Genomic DNA, 20503 nt, shown 5'->3' on the forward strand with positions numbered 1-20503 from the left:
CGGCTCTCAAGTTGCACGTGCGCCGCCCTGTCCGCAGGGCGGCGCACATTCTTTTTGGCCCTGCCGTCACCCATAACCAAAATGCATTTCTTCCATAGGAACTTTGTGTTTGTTTTGAGGTCGGGATCGTGGAAGTCTTCATTCAAGGCATCCCGCAAGAGATGCCAAAGGGAAGAACGCCAGCACACCGGCACTTTGATGTTTCCGCCGCCAGCCAGCGCGACGGAGGGGCCGGCAATGGATGGGACAAGATGAAGAATTCCGGTTTGGCCCGAGCGGGCCGTTCGACGCGTGGCGCGGCAAAGATCAGCGACAACGCGATCGGTGGCGCCATCCTTGCCAATGGCGGATCCTCTCATCGGCTGGCGACCCGCAACGCGCCCAGGCTTGACGCGGCGGAGCTGAAACAACTGCTCAGGACGATGCTTGTGATCCGCGCCTTCGAGACGCGCACCACGGAGTTGTTCCACAGCGGATTGGTGAAGGGCACTGCTCATTCCTCCGTCGGTCAGGAGGCGGTCGCTGCCGGGGCGGGCTACCCGTTGCTGCGCAGCGACTTCATCGCCACCCATCACCGTGGACACGGACACTGCATCGCCAAGGGCGCCGACGTCTCGCGCATGATGGCTGAGCTGCTCGGCCGCAAGGACGGCATCTGCGGCGGTCTCGGCGGCTCCATGCATGTCGCCGACATTGGTCTCAACATCATCGGCGCGAACGGCATCGTCGGCGCTTCGATGGGTCTCGGCATCGGCGCGGCGCTTGCCGCCAAGCAGCGCATGTCGACGGATGCCGGCGTTGCGATCTTCGGCGACGGCGGCGCCAACGAAGGCATCTTCCACGAAGCGCTGAACATGGCCGCGATCTGGAAATTGCCGATCGTCTTCCTGTGCGAGAACAATCAATACGGTCTCTCGACCTCCTTCCTGGAATCGACCGCCGGCGGTTCGATCTCGGCGCGCGCCGCCGGCTACGGCGTGCCCGGCGAAACCATCGACGGCAACGATGTCGTCGCCGTCTACGCGGCGGTCGACGAGGCCATCGCGCGTGCCCGTGCGGGCGAAGGCCCGACCTTGATCGAAGCCATAACCTATCGCCACGGCGATCACTCCATGCGCGCCAACTTGCCGGGTTACCGCGAGGATGAAGAGGTCGAGCGCTGGAAGGCCATGGACCCGATCAACCGCTGCGTTGCGATGATGAAGGAGCGTGGTGCGCTCACCGACGCTGAATATGAGGCGCTTGTCGCCGAGACGGATGCCGAGATCGAGCGCGCCGTCGAGTTCGCCAAGAATTCGCCCGAGCCCGACGTCGAAAGCCTGGCGCCGGCCGTCTCCGCTCCGTTCAAATCGGCCGGCGCGGTCGAGCCTGCGCCCGGCACGAGGGAACTCACCTATCTGGAGGCGCTGAAAGAGGCGATGGCGCAGGAGATGGAGCGCGACGAGCGCGTCTTCGTCATCGGCGAGGATGTCGGGCCGATCGGCGGCACGTTCGGCGTGACGCGCGGCCTGTTTCAGCGCTTCGGCAAGGACCGGCTGATGAACACGCCGATCTCCGAGATGGGTATCGCCGGCGCCGCTGTCGGATCGGCCGTCTGCGGGCGCCGACCGATTGCCGAGATCCAGATTTTCGACTTCGTCACCTTCATGATGGACATGATCGTCAACCAGGCGGCCAAGCTGCGCTACATGCTCGGCGGTTCTCCGACCGTGCCGGTGGTGTTCCGCGGGCCACAGGGCGGCGGCATCCGCCTCGCCGCTCAGCACTCGCAGTCGCTGGAGGCATGGTTCGCGCATGTGCCCGGCCTCGTGGTGGTGGCGCCATCGACCCCTTACGACGCCAAGGGCCTGCTGATCGCCTCCATCCGCGACGACAACCCGGTGATGTTCCTGGAGCACAAGATGCTCTATCTCGGCCAGACCGCGCCCGTGCCGGAAGCGCCCTACGAGATTCCGCTCGGCAAGGCCGACATCAAGCGCGAGGGGACCGACGTCACCGTCATCGCCACGCAGGTCATGGTCGAGCGCGCGTTGCAGGCGGCGGACATGCTGGCGCGCGAGAATGTTTCCGTCGAGGTCATCGACCCGCGCACGCTGCGCCCGTTGGACATGGATTGCTTCATCCGCAGCGTGAAGAAGACGCATCGCTGCGTTGTCGTGCACGAGGCCTGGCGCACCGGCGGCCTCGGTGGCGAGATCGCCGCGCAGATCAACGAGCGCGCCTTCGACTGGCTGGATGCTCCCGTGGAACGGCTCGGCTCCATGGAGGTGCCGATGCCCTACAACGACAAGCTGGAGCGGGCAGTGATACCCAACCAGAACGCCATCGCCGACGCGGTCCGCCGCGTCTGCTACCGCTGAAGCCGGAACCGGCACCTGGGACCTCGAAGAGCTATGCCCGTAGACATCCTCATGCCAGCGCTTTCGCCGACCATGGAGAAGGGGAACCTTATCCAATGGCTGAAGGCGGTTGGCGATCCGGTACGCGCCGGAGACGTCCTGGCCGAGATCGAGACCGACAAGGCGACCATGGAAGTGGAGGCTGCAGTCGACGGCGTGCTGATCAGCATCGCCGTGCCGGCCGGGTCGATCGACGTTCCCGTCAACCAGACGATTGGTGCTCTCGCGGCGGACGGCGAGACGGTTGGGGCAGTATCCGCGACCGCGCAGGCGGCTCCAGCAGAGCCGTCAATGCCGATAGTCCTGCCCGAAGCCGTGCCGGCTCCTGCCGCAAGCATGTCCAACGGCCAGGACGAAGGCCGTGTTTTCGCGTCGCCGATCGCCCGCAGGTTGATGGCGCAAGCGGGTATCGAGGCGGCGCACGTCACGGCCACCGGCCCTCACGGCAGGATCGTCGAGCGCGATGTCAAGCAGGCCATCGAAGCCCGTGCTGCGAAAGCCAAGGCCGAAATACCGGGCAAGCCCGCGGTGGCCGACATTCCGGCCGCGCCTTCCGCTGCAATCCCGGCCCAGGCGCTGGCCGAAGCCGATGCCCGCCTGAAGAACCTGTTCGAGCCCGGCAGCTTCGAGGAAGTCGCGCACGATTCGATGCGGCTGACCATCGCGCGCCGGCTGTCGGAGGCCAAGCGCACCGTCCCGCATTTCTACCTGACGGCCGATTGCGAGATCGACGCGCTTGCGGCCCTGCGTCGCCAATTCAACGAAGCGGCGCCGACGCACCGCGACGGCGCGCGTGCCTACAGGCTTTCGGTCAACGACTTCGTGATCAGGGCGCTGGCGCTGGCTCTCCATCGGGTGCCCGATGCCAATGTCTCGTTCACCGAAGGCGCATTGCTGCGCCACCGCCATGCCGACATCGGCGTCGCGGTCGCCATTCCCGGTGGATTGATGACACCGATCGTTCGCAAGGCCGAGACAAAGACGCTTGCGGTCACATCGAATGAGATAAAGGAACTCGCCGCGCGCGCCAGGACGCGCTCGCTTCGGCCGGATGAATATCAGGGCGGCACCGCCAGCGTTTCCAATCTCGGGATGTACGGCGTTCGTGACTTCGCGGCCATCATCAATCCGCCGCAGGCATCGATCCTTGCTGTCGGGGCGGGCGAGGAGCGGGTGGTCGCCCGGGACGGCAAGCCCGAAGTGCGAACCCTGATGACGGTCACGCTCTCCGTCGATCACCGGGCGATCGACGGCGCGACGGGCGCCGAGCTGCTGTCGGCGTTCAAGGCGCTGATCGAGCAGCCGATGACGATGCTGGTTTAGGGATCGACAGGTATTGGACGCTTGACGGGGACAGGGCCGATGGCAGACGCAGTTGCGATAAAGGACAGGGGAGCCGCTGCTGTGAAGAAGAGCGAGGGCAAGTTCAGCCTCAGCAATCTGAGCCAGGAAACGCTGGTCTTCGCCACCACGATCGTGATCTTCGCGGCGTGCGCGCTTTTCGTTAACGGCTTCGCGACCCTGCCGAACATCTCGACATTGGCCCGCAGCGTCTCGGTGTTGGGCATCCTCGGCGTCGGCATGACGGTGGTCGTGATCGGACGTGGCCTCGATCTGTCGCAGGTTGCGGTGCTCGCCATCTGCGCCGCCTGGTCGCTGAAGCTGATCGGACTGGGCTATGGGCTTGCCGCCGGCGTCGCCATGGGTCTGGGACTGGCCGTCGCGATCGGCGCGTTCAATGGCTTTGCCATATCCATCATTGGCATCCCCGCTTTGTTCACCACGCTGGCCTCGGGAACTCTGGTCTATGGCGTCGGGCGATGGCTGATGCTCGACGGCATCATCACCTATGCGCCCGAGAACCAGCCGTTCCTGCTCGCGCTCGGACAAGGAGAATTGCTGGGCATCCCGGTGCCGCTGGTGATCTTCGCGGTGGTCGCGATGATCGGCCATCTCATCCTGTCGCGCACCTCTGCCGGCCGCTTCGTCTATGCGTTCGGCGACAATGCCGAGGCGGCAAGGCTCACCGGCGTCTCGGTGCGCGTGCTGACCATCGGCCAATATGCCTTTTCGGCCGCGGTCGCCTTTCTGGCCGGGCTGGTCACCGCAGGCTCGGTCGCTTCGATCAATACCAACGTGTTCAGCTCCAGCCTGATCTTCGACGTGCTGCTGATCGTCGTGCTGGGCGGCGTGAGCCTCAGCGGCGGCCGCGGCTCCATTGCCAGCGTGCTCGCCGGAACGGCGCTCATCGGCACGCTTTTGAATGCCATGATCCTGCTGGACGTCCAGGGCGACGTCCAGAACATCGTCAAGAGCGTGGTGCTTCTTGGCGCCATCACACTCGATCGCAAGCTGCATCCTCGCGACGAGGAAACGGCCAGGCAGGGAGATCTGTAGAGGCGACGCCTTCCTCGACACGATCCAACAATCAAGGCGCATCATCTCGGGAGGAAAAGATGACGTTGATGAGTAAATGCAGCCGGCTATCGAAGCCGATTGCGCTGATGTTCACCGCCATGCTCGGCATCGCTGCCGTGCCTGCGAATGCCGCCGACGGCGGTGCCCAGCTGAAGGAGCAATACACCAAGGCTATCGAAGGCAAGACCATCGCCTTCCTGCCGATGACCCTGGGCGCGCCGCTGATGGACACCTGGGAATATGTCATCCGCACCGAGGCCGAGCGCAGCAACATGAAGTACTCGGTCAAGGATCCGGCCTGGAACAGCACGGCGCTTGCCCAGGCCTTCGAGGGCGCCATCGCCGACAAGCCGGACGTGATCATCGTCCAGAACCCGAATGTCCAGCTCCTCGTCAAGCAGATCAAGCAGGCGCAGGAAGCAGGCATCTACGTCATCCAGCTTTCGATGATGTCGAACACGCTGAGCGACGGCTACGTCGGTGGCGACTGGATCGAGCAGGCCGAGGTCACCGGCAAGGACATCGTCAAGCAATGCGGCACCGGCAGCGGCAAGTCCGGCAAGGTGGTGATCCTGCAGGGAGAGCTGACATCGGCGCAGAACGTCTACATGACCAACGCGCTGATGAAGGAATTCGCCAAGGATACGGCGATCCAGGTGGTGTCCAGCCAGGCGACCAACTGGGACGCCACCAAGGCCTATGACATCACCACCGCGGTGCTGCAGCAGCACCCCGATGTTTGCGCGATCTTCGGCCCGTACGACATCATGACGATCGGCGGCGCGCAGGCGGTCAAGAAGGCCGGACTCAGCGGCAAGGTGATCGTCTACTCGAATGGCGGCGGCTACAAGGAAGGCTGTGACGCCGTGCGCGCCGGACTGATCGATCGCTACATGGATTGGGACGCCTGGAACCAGGGCCGCGAGGTCATGGTCATGGCGAAGAACCTGCTGATGGCCGGCGAACCTCCGGGCTCGCACAGCGTCGCGTCGTTCTCGTCCTATTTCTGGGTGACGAAGGACAATGTCGACCAGGCGCGTTGCACCGATATTCCCAAGAAGAGCTGACCGCTCGCGATAACGACACGGGCGGCCCCGACGGGCCGCCCGAAAGATCCAAGGGAGGAGGATCGGGTGGCCGACACCAGCTTCAGGGAGACGTTGATCCGTCTCCGCTACAAATGGTCGTTCCAGCAGTTCATCGCCGAGCTTTTGCAGAAGCGTTGGATGGAGCCGGTGGTGCCTTTCACCGCCGCCGTGCTCGTGGTGCTGGCGTTCGCATTCCTCATCCCCGGTTATCTGACGGTGGGCAACATCGTCTCCACCGGCCGCCAATTCGGTGAATTCGGCTTCGTCGCGATCGCGATCGCGGTCGTCATCATCTCCGGCGGCATCGACCTTTCGGTCGGCTCGATCTTCGCCATGGCCAACTTCATCGCGCTGATGCTGTTCAACATGTACGAAGTGTCCGCGCCGGTCTCCATACTGGTGACGCTGATGGCCGGCGCGCTGATGGGCGCCGTCAACGGCATCCTGATCGGCTATGTGGGCCTTGGCGCCTTCCTGACGACGCTCGTCACCATGCTGATCTTCCGCGCCATCCTCAACCTGCTGATCCTGCGCTATTCCGTCGAGATGGCGATCTCGATGGGCGACAGCCGCATCTGGGACTGGCTGGGCGGCGGCAGCGTGCTCGGCATCCCCGCCAACATCCTGATCCTGGCGCTCGTCGCCATCGTCGGCCACATCTTCCTCAGCCGTGGGCGGCCCGGATGGTACATCGCCGCCATCGGCGCCAATCGCAAGGCGGCCCGTCACGCCGGCATACCGGTCGAGCGGCATCTGTTCCTGACCTATGTGATTTCCGGCGTGCTGACCGCCCTTGGCGGCGTCTTCTACGCGGCGCGCCTCAACAGCCCGAGCTCGGATACCGGCGTCGGCATGGAAGTGCTGGCGCTGACGGCGGTGGTGCTGGGCGGCGTCAATCTCTCAGGCGGCAGAGGGTCCATCGGTCAGTCGCTGATCGGCGCCACCATCGTCCTCGTTCTGATCAACGGCCTGGTGCGCTTCGGCCTGGTCGGCGGCGCCACGTCCGCCTTCCTCGGTTTCATGATGCTGCTTGCCGTCGGCATCGACGTCAAATGGGCGCGCAACCGCAACAAGGCGATCGAGAAGATCTATGTCGTGCCGACCTATTTCAAGCTCGGCAAGCGCCACGACATCGCGCCGCAGAGCTCTTCGCCCTATGCGCTCAACAACCGGCTGCGCGACGCCGAGGCGATCGGCCTTGGCAAGCTCGACGGACCGGAAGACGTTATCTTCGACAGGGACGGCAACCTCTACTGCGGCACGCGCGAAGGGTTCATCTGGCGGTTCAGCGGCAAGGACCTGCAGACCCAGGAGGTTTTCGCCCGCACCGGCGGCCGACCGCTCGGCATGGCCTTCGACCGCGACGGCAACCTGATCATCTGCGTGGCCGGCATGGGCGTCTACGGCGTGCGTCCGGACCGTTCCGTCTACAAGCTGACCGATGAGACGACGCGTACATTCGGCAAGGTCATCGATGACTCGCGGCTGGTGCTGGCCGACGACCTCGACATCGCGCCGGACGGCAAGATCTATTTCAGCGAGGCGACGCTGCGCTACACCGCCCACACCTGGGCCACCGACGCGCTGGAAGGGCGGGGCAACGGCCGCATCATCGTCTACGATCCGGCAACCAGGAAAACCAGGACGCTGCTGCAGAACCAGATCTTCCCGAACGGTGTCTGCGTCGCCCATGACGGTCAATCGGTGCTGTTTGCGCTCACATGGGCATGCCGCATCGAGCGCTACTGGATCGCCGGCCCCAAGGCGGGCAAGCTGGAGACGCTGATTGCCGACCTGCCCGGCATGCCCGACAACATCAACCGGGCATCCGATGGCTGCTACTGGCTGGCGCTCGTCGGGCTGCGCACCCCGGCCTACGACCTTGCCATGGAGGATCCGGGTTTCCGGACCCGCATGATCAAGCGCATTCCCAACGACGAATGGCTCTATCCCAACATCAACAATGGCTGTGTGGTGAAATTCGACGAGCAAGGCACCATCCTCGAAACCTTGGGCGACATCGGCGGCAAATCCCATCCATCGGTCACCTCGATGCGCGAGGAGCGCGGTTACCTCTATATCGGCGGCCTCTCCAACGACCGTATCGGCCGCGTCAAGCTGAGCGGGGTCGACGAGAGCTGGAACGGTCCGGCCTCCTACTGGGGCAAGCGGTCATGAGCGCAACCGAGGCACACGGAGAACCCCGATGAGCAGCGTGGTCGTCGACATCCTGAAAGAGCTTGTGTTCCGCAATCGGGACCGTCGCGCCAATCCGGTGCTTGATGGACCAATGCGGCCGAACTCGGCGCTGGAGGAATGCCCGGTGCTCAGCACCGCCATCGCCGAACCTGACGACATCGCCGTGGCGATGGATGGCAGCGTTTATGTGACCGCGGGCCGCGGCGTCCACCGCTTCAACGGCGCTGATTTCTCCAATCCGACGGTGGTCGCCGAGTTCGACGGACCGGCCACCGGCATCGCCGCCCATCCGGCGGGCGGCGTGGCGGTATGCGTGGTGGGGCAGGGCATTGCCCTGATCGGCGGGCCGGACGAAGGCCGCATGCTTGGCATCGAGGGCCAGGGCGGGTTGAAATGCCCGACGGCGCTTGTCGTCGGCCCGGAGGGCGACATCTACGTCTGTGACGGTTCGCGCGACAACACGCCTGACCGCTGGGCCTATGACCTGATGCAGAAGCGGCGTTCCGGCCGCGTTTTGCGTATCGGCGCCGGCGGCGGGCAGGTCGACGTGATCGCCGACGGGCTAGGCTATCCGAACGGAATCTGCGTGGCGCTCGACGGCTCCTCGCTGATCGTGTCCGAAGCCTGGACGCACGACCTGCTCAGACTGCCAATGGGGCCTGCCGGAGCGAGGCCGCGTCCCGTGCCGGTGCAGCAGAACCTTCCCGGCTATCCCGCACGGATCGTTCCCTGCGGGACCGGCTACTGCCTCGCCATGTTCGCGCTACGCACGCAACTGGTCGATTTCGTGCTGACCGAGGACTCCTACCGGCGCAAGATGATCGAGCGGATCGAGCCGGCATTCTGGATCGCGCCCGCGCTGCGGTCGGAGGGGCACTACCTGGAACCGGTCCAGGGCGGCGGGTTGAAGAAACATGGCAGCCTGAAGGCGTGGGCGCCGCCACGCTCCTACGGATTGGTCGTCTTCCTCGACGATGAGCTCGAGCCGGAATCAAGCCTGCACAGCCGCGTCGGCGGGACGTGCCACGGCATCACCGGCGTGGCGACGGACGGGCACCAGGTGTTCGTCGCTTCCAAGGGTAATGGCAAGATCATGCAGGTGACCGCGAGGTTGACGCAATGACCATGGAGAACCGCGAAGAACCGATGCTGCGCGTCGTCAAGGGAACCAAGGTCTATGGCGGGGCGCAGGCCATCAGCGGCGTCGACTTCGACATAGGCCGCGGCGAGATCCATGGTCTGGTCGGCGAGAACGGCGCCGGCAAGTCGACGCTGTGCAAGGCGCTGGCCGGAGCGATATCGCTGTCGTCCGGCGACATCCTGTTCGACGGCCAGAAACAGTCGTTCGCCACGCCGGCGGATGCGCTGCGCGCCGGCATCGTCATGGTCTACCAGGAGACCAGCCTGATCCCGACCATGACGGTGGCGCAAAACATCATCCTCGGCCGGGAGAAGTACATGACCAGGCTGCGCGGCATGTACATCGCCGCCCAGCAGCTCCTGCAGTCGATGAATTTCCATGTCGATCCGACCGCCATGGTGTCGACGCTGGGCGCCGCGCAGAAGCAGATGGTCGAGATCGCCCGCGCCGTCCATCACCGGGCGCGGCTGATCATCTTCGACGAGCCGACCGCGACGCTCACGCCCGAGGAGAAGCTGCATTTCTTCGACCTGATCCGCCGGCTCAAGGCGGAAGGGGTCGCCATCATCTTCATCTCGCACGCGCTCGAAGAGGCGCTGGAACTGACTGATCGGGTCACCGTGCTGCGCGACGGCGAGCGCGTCCATTCCGGTCCGACGACGGAGCTCAGCCGCGAGATCCTGGTCAAGCACATGGTCGGGCGCGACCTGTCGCAGACCTACTACGCCGACGCCCGCAAGCCGCAGGCGCACGGCACCCGCAGGAAGAAGGTGCTGTCGGTCCAGAACGTCATCATGGGCAAGATGGTCCGCAACATGTCGTTCTCCGTCTATGCCGGCGAGATCACCGGCATCTCCGGCCTGATCGGCTCGGGGCGCACCGAGATCGCCAAGGTCGTCAGCGGCGTCCTGAAGCGCAATTTCATCTATGGCGGCATGATCTACCTGAACGGCAAGCCGATCCGCTATCGCATACCGCGCCAGGCTGTCGCCGACGGCATCGTCTACATCACCGAGGACCGCAAGCTGAACGGCTTCTTCGAGACGATGCGCATCGATGAGAACATCTATCTCGGGCGCATCTCCACGCCGGAAGGCCGCACGATGCTTTTGTCGCGCAAGGAGCAGTCCCGGGTCGGCAACGAATGGGTGCAGCGCATGAAGGTCCGCGCTATCAACAGCCGTGCCAAGATCATCGAGCTGTCGGGCGGCAACCAGCAGAAGGTGGTCGTGGCGAAGTCGCTGGTGCAGAACCCCAAGGTCGTGTTCTTCGACGAGCCGACACGCGGCGTCGACGTCGGCGCGATCCAGGAGATCCACGACTTCATCCGCTCGCTGGCGGCGCAAGGCATCGCGGTGGTGGTCATATCCTCCTACCTGCCCGAGATACTCAGCCTTTCCGACCGCATCCTGGTGGCCCGTCAGGGCCGCATCGTCGAGGAGTTCTCCTCGGCTGAGGCGACGGAGGAAAAGATCATGTACGCGGCGATCCATTGAGGTCAGGAATGATGACGGTCCAGGAACTCTTTTCGCTTACGGGCAAGGTGGCGCTGATCACCGGCGGCGGACGCGGCATCGGCAAGGAGGCGGGGCTGCTTCTGTCGAATGCCGGCGCCGGTGTTGCCGTGCTCGACCGGGATGGCGATGCGGCGGTCGATGCGGCTGCCGCGATCACCGCGCAAGGAGGCAATGCGCTTGCGCTGACGGCGGACATCTCAAGCCCGGAGCAGGTCTCGCAGGCCTTCGGCGCCGCCGTAGCGCATTTCGGACGGTTGGATATCCTGGTCAACAATGCCGCGCTGGTGCGCCGGACGCCGGCCCTGGAAACCAGCATGGAAGTCTGGCGCGAGGTCATGGAGGTCAATCTCAACGCCGCTTTCAACTGCTCCTGCAGGGCGGCGGAGGAAATGACCAAGGCTGGCGGCGGCGCCATCGTCAACATCGCCTCGATCATGGGTGTCTCAGGCGGCGGCATCTACCCGATCGCCTCCTACCATGCCAGCAAGGGCGGGCTGATCAACCTGACCCGCGGCCTTGCGGTCGAGTGGGCGCCGCGTGGCATCCGGGTGAACGCCGTCGCCCCCACCTGGGTCCGGACGGAGTTTACCAAGGCACTGCTCGACGACCCGCAGATGTCGAAGACATTGCTGGACCTGATGCCGATGCGCGCTTTCGCCGATACGGCCGATGTGGCGGCCGCGGTCCTGTACCTGGCGTCACCGGCCGCCAAGATCGTCACTGGCCATGTCCTGGCGGTCGACGGCGGCTATCTTGCCCGTTGAGTTCCCGATCACGGCTGCTCGCATTCAAGTGCAGATCGTTGGCGCGGGCAATGCGAGTAACTTTCAATGGCGCCGCCGAGACTATGCGGCTCTCTGTGGCACCAGTGTCCAGGTCAGCATTGCCGCGGCTTCGACGGCCTTGTCGGTATAGACCAGCGGCACGTAGTCGCCGACGGCCCAGAGCGGCGCCATGTCGCCGTAGTGCTCCGACCGCGGATCGCCGGACTGGCCCGGCGTGTTGATGCAGACGCTGTTGTCCCAATCGCCGACATCGACGACGATCCGGAAGGAGGCGCCGATGGTGAGCCGGAAGTCGGTGGGCCGGTAGGAGCCGTTCATCGGGGTGCTGTCACTGCCGCCGAAGGGGAAGGGGCCGACATCCCATCGACCCCTGGCATCGGCGACCGCTCCCGCCGGATGCTCGAAAAGCGCCTCGTGCAGGCGGCCCCATGCCCATTGCCTCGTGTCGGGGCCGAGCATCTGCCGGCATGCGTCGTAGGCTTTCGCCAGACTGCCCAGCGTCAGCGCGGCGAACTCCTCCGGGGCATCGGCCGCCATGGCTTCAAGCCGATCGAGGATGCCGGCGGTGTCGCCGGGCGCGAGCAGCGGCCTCAGCTCCGGTTTGGCGACGGCATGAGCGATGACGGCCGCTTTCAACCGGTTCGCCCACCAGAGCTCGTAGAGCGCGGCGCCAGGGCTGTCGGCGGTCAGCCGGAAATCCCAGCTGAAGAGTATCCCCATGGCCGCCGTCTCCGCTTCGTTGCGTCCGGACAGCGCCGACACCAGGCCGACAACCCGTTTCGCCGGCACCGAGAACACATCGGTCTGGAGGCTGCGGGAAGCGTCCACGCTGTGGCGTTCGTCGGCTGCCAGCACGCCATCGATGCGTTGGGCGCGCGATGGCTCCAGCCATTCATAGCCGATCGGCCGGTCCGTCGGCCAATCGGCCGGCAGGTTGAACTCGTTGGCGGTGGCGAAATAGCCCTTCGCCGGATTGTGGCTGAAGGGCAGCGCATGACCGGGCAGGAAGCCCTGCCATTCATGCCGCCCGTCGCCGGATGCGGGCAGAAGTCCGTCCCAGTTGGGGCGTATGGGACTGAACCCGCCGACGGCCCAACCGATGTCGCCGTTGGCGTCGGCATAGACCTGGTTGACGGCCGGCACGCCCCAGCCGCCGATATGGCCGCGGAACGCTTCGAAGCTGGTCGCGCGCATGGCGGCGATGCTCTTGAAGTAGGGCGCGGTGCCGGGGTCGGTCCAGACGGTGCGGATCGCCACCGCCAGACGCCGGTCAGGATATTCGGCGATCACCGGTCCGTGGCGGGTGAAACGCAGGGCGAGCGCGGCCTCGCCGCAACCCTTGACCGTGGCGGTCTCGCCGATGTCGCGAAACGCCTCCCAGCCGTCTCCGTAACGGTAGAGGCCGGGATCCTCCGGATGCGTCTCGTAGACATAGACGTCTTCCTGGTCATGGCCGAGGAAGAGCGTGAGTCCGAAGGCCGAGTGGCCGTTGTGGCCGATCGAAATGCCCGGCAGCACCGGCTCGCCGGCCCCGATGCCGTTGAATTCGGGCGAGGCGATGTGGACGATGTAGCGCAGCGACGGCACCGCATGGGTGCGGTGCGGGTCGTTGGCCAATATGGGCCGGCCGCTGGCGGTTCTCGCGCCCGACACCACCCAGTTGTTGGAGCCCTGCAGGCTGGTGTCCCGCACGACGTCGCCGAGCGGCGTCATCTTGCGCCAGGCGCGGGCATCGCCGATGCCGGCCGCCAGTCTTTCGCTGCCGAAGGTGACGGGCGCGATAGCGAGCTTGAACGTATCGAGGCAGTCGAGCGGCAGCGGGGCGGGGCGATCGCGGCCGGCAAGCGGGTCGTGCGGCGGCTCCAGCTTCTGCCGGAGCGCGTCGAGTTCGGCGTCGAGTTCCGCAAGGATGTTGGAGCGGATCACCTCCGAAACGGCGTTGCGCATCAGCGAATGGCTGCGGATCCGCACGACGTCTTCCGGCTGCCATTTCGCCGGGCGGGTGCCAAGGGCGGCGAATTCCGGCGGCAGCCTTTGCGGTTGGTGTCCGCAAAGCTCGACATAGGCGTTGATGCCGGCGACGAAATGGCGGCAGATCGCCTCCGCATCGGGGGCATAGGCGTCCCATTCCGCCTGCATGTCGCCGCGATAGAGAAAAAGCCGGGCGGCGCGGTCCTGTTCGAGGTAACCCGGGCCGAAATCCGCCGCCAGCAGGCCGAGGCCGCGCTTGCGCCACAGATCGATCTGCCAGAGCCGGTCGCGCGCCGCGTTGAAGCCCTGGACGAAGAACATGTCGAGGAAATTTTCGGCGCGGATATGGGCGATTCCCCAGCGGTCGACGACGATGCTGGCTGCCGAGCTCAGGCCCTGGACGGCGAATTCTTCCTGGTTCATGACCATCGATGCTCCCGGATCAGGCTGGGCTCCTCGTCGGCGTTGCGGGCTTTCGCCCTGTCGGCATCAGCCTTTCGAGGATCTGGATCAGGCCGCCCGGTGCGAGCCTCAGCACCAGGATCATGGCGACCGCGATCACGATGTAGCGCGCATCCTCGAAGCCGCCAATCCCCGCCATGGCTTCGCTGGCGAAAGTGAGCGCCAGCGCGGCGATCACCGGGCCGAGCACGCTGTTGATGCCGCCGATCAGCACCATCGAAAGCACCAGCGACATCGTGCTGAAGCCGAAGACCTCGGGCGAGGCCACGCGCAGATAGACGGTGTAGAAGCCGCCGGCGATGCCGGTGAAGATGGCGCTCAGCACCAGCACCGAAATTCGCGTGCGCGCCACCGAGATGCCGCGCGCGGTCGCATAGTCCTCGGCATCGCGCACCGCCTTGAGCGACTTGCCGAAAGGCGAACCGGCGACAAGGATCAGGAAGGCCGTGGACAGGCCGAGCAGGATCAGCGCCAGGTAGTAGTAGCCGAGCTTGTAGTCGCGGATGAAACTGTAGTCGCCGATGGTGAGGAACGGCAGGCGCACCAGGCCCTTGGCGCCGCCCGTCAGGTCGGCCTGGCTGAGCACCAGCTGCATCACCAGCTGGTTGACCGCGAAGGTGACGAGCACGACATAGATGCCTTTGAGCCGGGCAACCGGCGCCGCCATGATCACGGCTGAGATCGCCGCCGTGATCGCGCAGGCGGGAATTGCCAGCCAGGGATTGACGCCGGCGGTCTTGGTCAGGATGGCCGCCGTGTAGACGCCTATGCCGAAGAAGGTCATGTGGCCGAAATTGAAGATGCCGCAATGACCGAGGCTGAGGTTCCAGTTCGACGCGATGATCGCGTAGATGAAGGCGATGATGAAGAGATGCCTGACATAGCCGTCCGTGAAGACCTGCGGCACGAAAGCCAGGACCACGAAGAGCGCAAGCAGCAGGAGGTTGTTTCTGGTCATCATCTCTTTCCGAATATTCCGTTCGGCCTGAGCAAGAGGACGAGGATCATCAGCAGGAAGAGCGCGAAGGGCGTCCAGTAGAGGCCGACCCAGAGCACCAGCAAGGCCTCGATGAAGCCGATCAGATAGGCCGCGCCGGCCGTCGAGCCGAGGCTACCGAGACCGCCGAAGATGACGACGATCATCGCCTTGGTCAGCGGCTCGCTGCCCATGGCGGGCGTGATGAAGCGGATCGAGCCGAGAAGCGCTCCGGTGAGGCCGGCGAGCGCCGCCGAGATGGCGAAGGCGAGCGCGAAGGCCTTCGGCACGTCGACGCCGATCAGCGCCGCCGAATCCTGGTTCTGGCCGACGGCACGCAGGCTGCGTCCGATCTTGCTCGAGACCGTGAAGCGCCACAGCGCGATGAGGATCACGGGCGCAGCCACCAGCAGCAAGGCTTCATGCGCGGAGATCGCGTTGCCGAACAGCCTGATCTCGCCATCGACGAGAGGCGGAAGCTGCTTCAGGCGCGGTCCCCAGATCATCTGCGCGCCGCGCTCGAGGATGATGGTGACGGCGAGTGTTGTCATGGCCGTGACGAGCAGCATGTTGCGGCTGGCGTAAAACGGCCGGATGACGAGCCGCTCGATGACGATGCCGATCAGGCCGGCGCCGAGCGTGCCGGCGACGACGCCCGCAACGGGACCGGCCCCGACCGCTTCGCTCACCGTCCAGGCGATGAAGGCGCCGACCATCATCAGCGCTCCATGGGCGAAGTTGAAGACGCCGAGCGTCGTCCAGACCAGGCTGAGCCCGCTCGCCATCAGGGCATAGAGCGAGCCGAGCACCAGGCCGGAGACCAGCGTGGCGAGGAGAGTATCCATCAGTGGGTCCCTCCTTCGCCGAAATAGAGCCGCATGACCTCTTCATGGTCGGGCGCGCTCGCGCGGTCGATCTCGCGCACGACGACGCCATGCTCCACCAGATAGAGCCGGTCGGTGAGAGAGAGGAGGAATTCGATGTCCTGCTCGACCACGATGAGCGGCACGCCGCTTTTGGAAATCTCGCCGATTGCCGCGCCGAGCTCCTCCTTGAGGCGAGGGGAGAGGCCGAGTGTCGGCTCGTCCAGCATCAAAAGGCGCGGCGCGCACATCAGCGCGCAGCCGATCGACAGCATCTGCCGCTCGCCGCCCGACAAGGTCTTGGCGAGCTGCGCCTTGCGTTCGGCGAGGCGCGGGAAGAGGGCGTAGACCTCGTCGAGGCGCTTCTGGGCGCCATTGCTTGCCCGCTTGCTGAAGGCGGCCAGCTCGAGCGTCTCCGCGATGCGCATGTTGCCGAACAGCGTGTTGCCCTGCGGCGCGTGGATCAGGCCGGCCTCGACGATGGCCGGCGGCTTGCGGCCGGTGATGTCGATGCCGTCGAAGGTGATCGAGCCTGCCGTGGGCCGCACCAGGCTGGAAATGGTCTTGAGCAAGGTCGTCTTGCCATGGCCGTTGGGGCCGAAGAGACCGATCGATTCCTCCGCTCCGATGTGCAGCGAAAGGCCGTGCAGCACGCGCATATCGCCATAACCGGCCTGCACGTCCTTGACGTCAAGGAGGGGTGTCATTGCTTGCGCCCTCCGAGATAGGCGGTGATCACCTCCTCGTTGCGGACGACCTCGGCCGGATTGCCCTCGGCCAGGACCGAGCCCTGGTTGAGGACGATGAGCCGCTGGGAGATCGAAAGGAGCAGGCTGAGGACATGTTCGATCAAGAGCACGGTCACGCCGGAGGCGTTGACCGCCACGAGCAGCCTGTCCAGGCTCTCGATCTCGGGCTTGGTGAGGCCGGACGCGGGTTCGTCGAGCATCAGCACGGCCGGGCGCGACATCAACCCCGAGGCGATCATCAGTTGCTTCTTTTCATAGACCGACAGGTTGCGCGAGGGGATGCCGCGCCGCGCGTCGGTAAACCCCACGAGACCGAGCACCTCGTCGGAACGCGTCAGCGCCGCGGCGCGGCCGAGCCGGCCGTTATAGGTGCCGCATACGAGCAAAGTCTCGTCGGCTGTCAGATCGGGAAATTCCGCATCCTTCTGGAACGTGCGGGCGAGGCCGGCGCGGGCGATGCTGTGGGCGGGGCAGCGGTCTATCCGCTGGCCCTGGAAGCGTATCTCGCCGGAGGTCGGGCCGAAGGGAACGCCGGTGATGAGATTGAACAGCGTGCTCTTGCCCGAGCCGTTCGGGCCGGCAATGCCCAGGATCTCGCCGCCCGTGACGCCGAAGCTCACGCCGTTGACGGCCTTCAACCCGGCGAAGTGCTTGCTGGCGTCGACGACCTCAAGGATCGTGTCGTTCATCGGACCGTGTCACTTCATCCATGCCGGCTGGACGAAGTCGCCGGTCGCATATTTGCCTGGATAGAAGAGGACGCGCTTGCCGTCCTGGATCTGGTAGAACTGCAGCGGAACGCCTTCGGTGTTCTGCACCGACAGATGCGTCGCCGGGTCGAAGGTGATGCGCCCGATCGAGGTCTGCTTGTCGGTCTTGCCGATCTGTTCGCCGATTTCCTTGCGCTTGGCCGGGTCGCCGACCTTGGTCAGCGCGTCGGCGTAGATCATGACCTCTTCGTAGGTCAGGGCGCCGGCGCCGCCGGATTCGATGTTGTACTTGGCCTTGTACTTGTCGAGCACTTCCTTCGCGCGCGGGTTCTTCGGCGACAAGAGCAGGCCGCCCAGCATGTTGTAGACCACGCCGGACGATTTCTCCTTGGTCAGCTTCAGGAATTCGGGAACGGACGGCGCGTACTGGATGAAGACGAGGCTGTCGGTCGGGTTCTCCATGAACTGGGTCATGAAGGTCGCGGCATTGGCCGACAGATAGTCGGTGTTGATCAGCAGCGCCGGCGGGTCCTTGCGCACCTTGCCGAGGAAGGCGCGCCAGTCGCTGACTTCGCCGAAGGGCACGAGATCGTTCTGGGTGATTTCCCAGCCATCGGCGCCGAAGGCCTTGGCCATGCCTTCCGCGATGCCCTTGGAGTAGGGGTTATCGGAGGAGATGATCGCGACCTTCTTGTTCGGCAGCTTGATCTTGCCCGTCTCCGACAGTTCCTTGATCACCGGGACGATCTCGGTGTTGTAGCCGTCATAGGACGGGGTCAGCGACCACACGGTGGGGAAGTTCTCGGGGTTTGGCGCGATGATATCGTGGGTCTGCTGCGAGTTGGCGGCGATCATGTAGACCATGTCCTGCTCGGCTAGCATCTCGATTTCGAAATTGGTGCTCGATGCATAGTTGGTGAATACGCCGCCCATGTCGTGGTCGCCGAGCAGCCGCTCGACCGCCGTCGCGACCTTGTCGGGATTGCCGTCGCCGACATCGGCCACGACGACTTCGAAAGTGTGGCCGGCTATACCGCCGGCGGCATTCAGCTCGTCGACGGCAAGCTTGGCGCCGTTGACCATTTCCTGTCCGTCGGCGGCGGCCGGGCCGGTGAGCGGCGCCAGCACGCCGAGCTTGATGGTGTCGGCATAGGCCAATGCGGACGTGGAAAAGAGCGCCACGGCCGATACTGCTCCCATAAGAACGCGTCTGGTGATCATCTCGTTACCCCTTGATATTTTTGCTTTGTTGGATTTCTGGTCGGTCTGTTCAGGCGGTGCCGCACGTGTCGATGATGGCCGCGGCGATGACCTTCGTGGTCTCGACCAGGCTGTCGATCTCCACGCATTCATTGTCGCCGTGGAAGCCATCGCCGGCCGGTCCGTAGATCACCGGCACCACGCCGGCGCCGGCGTAATGCGCGGCGTCGGTGACGGCTTCGAAACCCTTGATCAGGGGCGCCTTGGCCTGCACCTCCATGGCGCGCCTGTTGAGCGATTGCACGATCGGCGCGTCGACCGGCGTGTTCATCGGCGGAAAGTTGAGGCCGAAGAGGTCCCATTCGATCGCTGGCGGATGATCCCGCATCCAGGCGTCGGAGGCGGCGAAATGGTGGACGAAGTTTTCGAACTCCGCCTTCACGTCCTCGAACTTCTCCTGCGGCATGAATTTGTAATCGAGATCGATGGTGACGATGTCGGGGATGATGGCCGCGTTGGTCATGATCGCTGGCGTGCCGTCGGGGCCTATGCCCGCGCCGCCGCGGATGACGCCCGGATTGATCGTGGCGAGGCCGGCAGGCACCAGCGGATGCCAGTTGTCGCGGCAGCGCGAGGTCTCGAAATCGCGCAGCGCCATCAGGAAGCGTGTGGCCAGCTCGATCGCATTGACGCCGGGCGTGAGACGGCCCTCGACATGCGGCTGCGGCCAGATCGAGTTGAACCGCCAGCCGGCATGCGCCTGCTTGCCGAAAATTGTCACGCGCACCCAGGTGAGGCCACCTTCGGCCGGCACGATGTTGCCCCAGGTGGGCTCGGCGATGATAGCGCTTTTCGCCAGCCGCGAGCGCTTGACGAGGTCCATCGCCCCGAAGCCGCCGGCCTCCTCGTCGACCACGGTGTGGATGGCGAGCCGGCCGTCGAGCTTGACCCCTGCCTTGCGGACCGCGCGGGCCGCCGCCACGCAGGCGGCGACGCCGGCCTTCATGTCGACAGCGCCGCGGCCCCAGATGCGGCCGTCCTTGATGTCGCCGCCGAACGGATCGCAATCCCACTTCGACTGATCGCCCACCGGCACGACGTCGACATGGCCGCAAAGAATGAGGCTTTTCTCGTCGTTGCCCGCCCATTCGCCCGTCAGGTTCGGACGGTTCGGAAACACGTCCCAACGGTCGATCCCGAAGCCGAGCGCTTCCAGTTCGCCGGCGAGACGGGTCTGTACGTCGGCCTCGCGGTTGATCGCGGGATCGGCCTGAAATTTCGGATTGACGGATGGTATCCGCACGATATCCCGGGTCAGCCCGACGACATAGTCGCGGTCCTCTTCGACCGCCTTCCAGACGGCGGAAATCGTGTCGCTCATTTCGCGAGCCCCTTCAATTCATCGAGAAGCTGATCGGTGGTCACCTGGCGGCAATAGCCCTTGATGGTGCGGAGCGAATTGTCGTGGCGCTCCTGCGAATAGGTCGCGCAGGCATCGGTCACCTGGGTGACGAGATATCCAAGGTCGCAGGCGTCGCGGACCGCGCTTTCCACGCACTGATCGGTCAGAAGCCCGGAGATCACCAACTGGCGCACGCCGAGATTGCGCAGGATGTAGTCGATATGCGTGGAGACGAAGACCGAGGAGGAGGTCTTGGGAAGGCAGATCTCGTCATCCGCGGGTGCCAGTTCGTCGATGACCTTGCCGTCCCAGGATCCCTTCGGCACGTGGAAGCCGGTGATCTTGTAATCCAGACTGCGATCGCGGCCGTCCTTGGTCAGGCTTTCGATCGTGGTGTGCATGACCTCGATCCCGACGGCTCGGAAGCCATCCAGAAGACGCTTCATGTTCGGGATGGTTTCGCCTTGGATGCGCTTGAAGAACCAGCCGTACTTTTCCTCGAACTCGGCTTTGCCGAGGTCCTTGAACTCGCCGCCGTCCGGATGCGCCGAGAAATTCTGCACATCGATGAACAGGATGCAGGATTGTTCCGGCACCAGCGGAACGTTGCGTGTCAGTTCCAT

Annotated in this window: 16 protein-coding genes; 8 read left to right on the plus strand and 8 right to left on the minus strand. The window is 64.8% G+C overall.

The genetic code is table 11. The features are described from left to right. Positions 1–251: 251 nt before the first annotated feature. From LB572_RS17965 to LB572_RS18000, 8 genes are all read left to right on the plus strand, one after another. Positions 252–2360 carry a pyruvate dehydrogenase complex E1 component subunit beta gene (locus LB572_RS17965; RefSeq protein WP_224668629.1) on the plus strand — a complete coding sequence of 703 codons (2109 nt, stop codon included), beginning with the start codon at positions 252–254 and terminating at the stop codon, positions 2358–2360. A 33-nt stretch (positions 2361–2393) separates the two neighbouring features. Beyond that, the gene (locus tag LB572_RS17970; protein WP_224668630.1) at positions 2394–3722 is read left to right on the plus strand and encodes a pyruvate dehydrogenase complex dihydrolipoamide acetyltransferase; all 1329 of its coding nucleotides are present in this window, start codon (positions 2394–2396) and stop codon (positions 3720–3722) included. A gap of 39 nt (positions 3723–3761) precedes the next feature. Beyond that, the gene (locus LB572_RS17975; RefSeq protein ID WP_224668631.1) at positions 3762–4796 is read left to right on the plus strand and encodes an ABC transporter permease; all 1035 of its coding nucleotides are present in this window, start codon (positions 3762–3764) and stop codon (positions 4794–4796) included. A 59-nt stretch (positions 4797–4855) separates the two neighbouring features. Continuing rightward, positions 4856–5884, plus strand: a complete 1029-nt coding sequence (locus tag LB572_RS17980) for a sugar ABC transporter substrate-binding protein (protein WP_140802224.1) — start codon at positions 4856–4858, stop codon at positions 5882–5884. Positions 5885–5950: 66 nt separating this feature from the next. Then, positions 5951–8083: an ABC transporter permease gene (locus LB572_RS17985; protein ID WP_224668632.1), complete on the plus strand. Its 2133-nt coding sequence runs from the start codon at positions 5951–5953 to the stop codon at positions 8081–8083. 28 nt (positions 8084–8111) lie between these two features. Beyond that, positions 8112–9227, plus strand: a complete 1116-nt coding sequence (locus LB572_RS17990) for an SMP-30/gluconolactonase/LRE family protein (protein ID WP_224668633.1) — start codon at positions 8112–8114, stop codon at positions 9225–9227. Beyond that, positions 9224–10741, plus strand: a complete 1518-nt coding sequence (locus tag LB572_RS17995; RefSeq protein ID WP_412033571.1) for a sugar ABC transporter ATP-binding protein — start codon at positions 9224–9226, stop codon at positions 10739–10741. Before LB572_RS17990 ends, LB572_RS17995 begins: the two co-directional genes overlap by 4 nt. Positions 10742–10749: 8 nt before the next feature. Then, positions 10750–11526 (plus strand): SDR family NAD(P)-dependent oxidoreductase, encoded by a 777-nt coding sequence (locus LB572_RS18000; protein ID WP_224668634.1) that lies wholly within the window; start codon positions 10750–10752, stop codon positions 11524–11526. An 81-nt stretch (positions 11527–11607) separates the two neighbouring features. Here the strand turns inward: LB572_RS18000 and LB572_RS18005 are convergent, their stop codons facing one another. Genes LB572_RS18005 through LB572_RS18040 form a run of 8 tightly spaced genes read right to left on the minus strand, consistent with a single transcriptional unit; the run spans position 11608 to position 20503 of the window. Next, positions 11608–13941 carry a penicillin acylase family protein gene (locus LB572_RS18005; protein WP_224668635.1) on the minus strand — a complete coding sequence of 778 codons (2334 nt, stop codon included), beginning with the start codon at positions 13939–13941 and terminating at the stop codon, positions 11608–11610. Between the two features lie 19 nt (positions 13942–13960). Beyond that, positions 13961–14938: a branched-chain amino acid ABC transporter permease gene (locus LB572_RS18010; protein ID WP_224668636.1), complete on the minus strand. Its 978-nt coding sequence runs from the start codon at positions 14936–14938 to the stop codon at positions 13961–13963. Continuing rightward, positions 14938–15801, minus strand: coding sequence for a branched-chain amino acid ABC transporter permease (locus tag LB572_RS18015; RefSeq protein ID WP_224668637.1), 864 nt, complete (start codon positions 15799–15801; stop codon positions 14938–14940). The genes LB572_RS18010 and LB572_RS18015 overlap by 1 nt, the downstream gene beginning before the upstream one ends. Further along, positions 15801–16526: an ABC transporter ATP-binding protein gene (locus LB572_RS18020; RefSeq protein WP_224668638.1), complete on the minus strand. Its 726-nt coding sequence runs from the start codon at positions 16524–16526 to the stop codon at positions 15801–15803. The genes LB572_RS18015 and LB572_RS18020 overlap by 1 nt, the downstream gene beginning before the upstream one ends. After that, on the minus strand, positions 16523–17257 hold the full coding sequence (locus LB572_RS18025; RefSeq protein ID WP_224668639.1) for an ABC transporter ATP-binding protein: 735 nt from the start codon (positions 17255–17257) through the stop codon (positions 16523–16525). The genes LB572_RS18020 and LB572_RS18025 overlap by 4 nt, the downstream gene beginning before the upstream one ends. Before the next feature lie 9 nt (positions 17258–17266). Further along, positions 17267–18499: an ABC transporter substrate-binding protein gene (locus tag LB572_RS18030; RefSeq protein ID WP_224668640.1), complete on the minus strand. Its 1233-nt coding sequence runs from the start codon at positions 18497–18499 to the stop codon at positions 17267–17269. Between the two features lie 49 nt (positions 18500–18548). Continuing rightward, entirely contained in the window at positions 18549–19859 is a 1311-nt protein-coding gene (locus LB572_RS18035) for a M20 family metallopeptidase (protein ID WP_224668641.1), read from the minus strand. Continuing rightward, a complete protein-coding gene (locus tag LB572_RS18040; RefSeq protein WP_224668642.1) occupies positions 19856–20503 on the minus strand; it encodes an isochorismatase family cysteine hydrolase in 648 nt (215 codons plus the stop codon). Before LB572_RS18040 ends, LB572_RS18035 begins: the two co-directional genes overlap by 4 nt.

The sequence above is a fragment of the Mesorhizobium sp. BH1-1-5 genome, from assembly GCF_020165615.1.
Classification (GTDB): Bacteria; Pseudomonadota; Alphaproteobacteria; order Rhizobiales; family Rhizobiaceae; genus Mesorhizobium.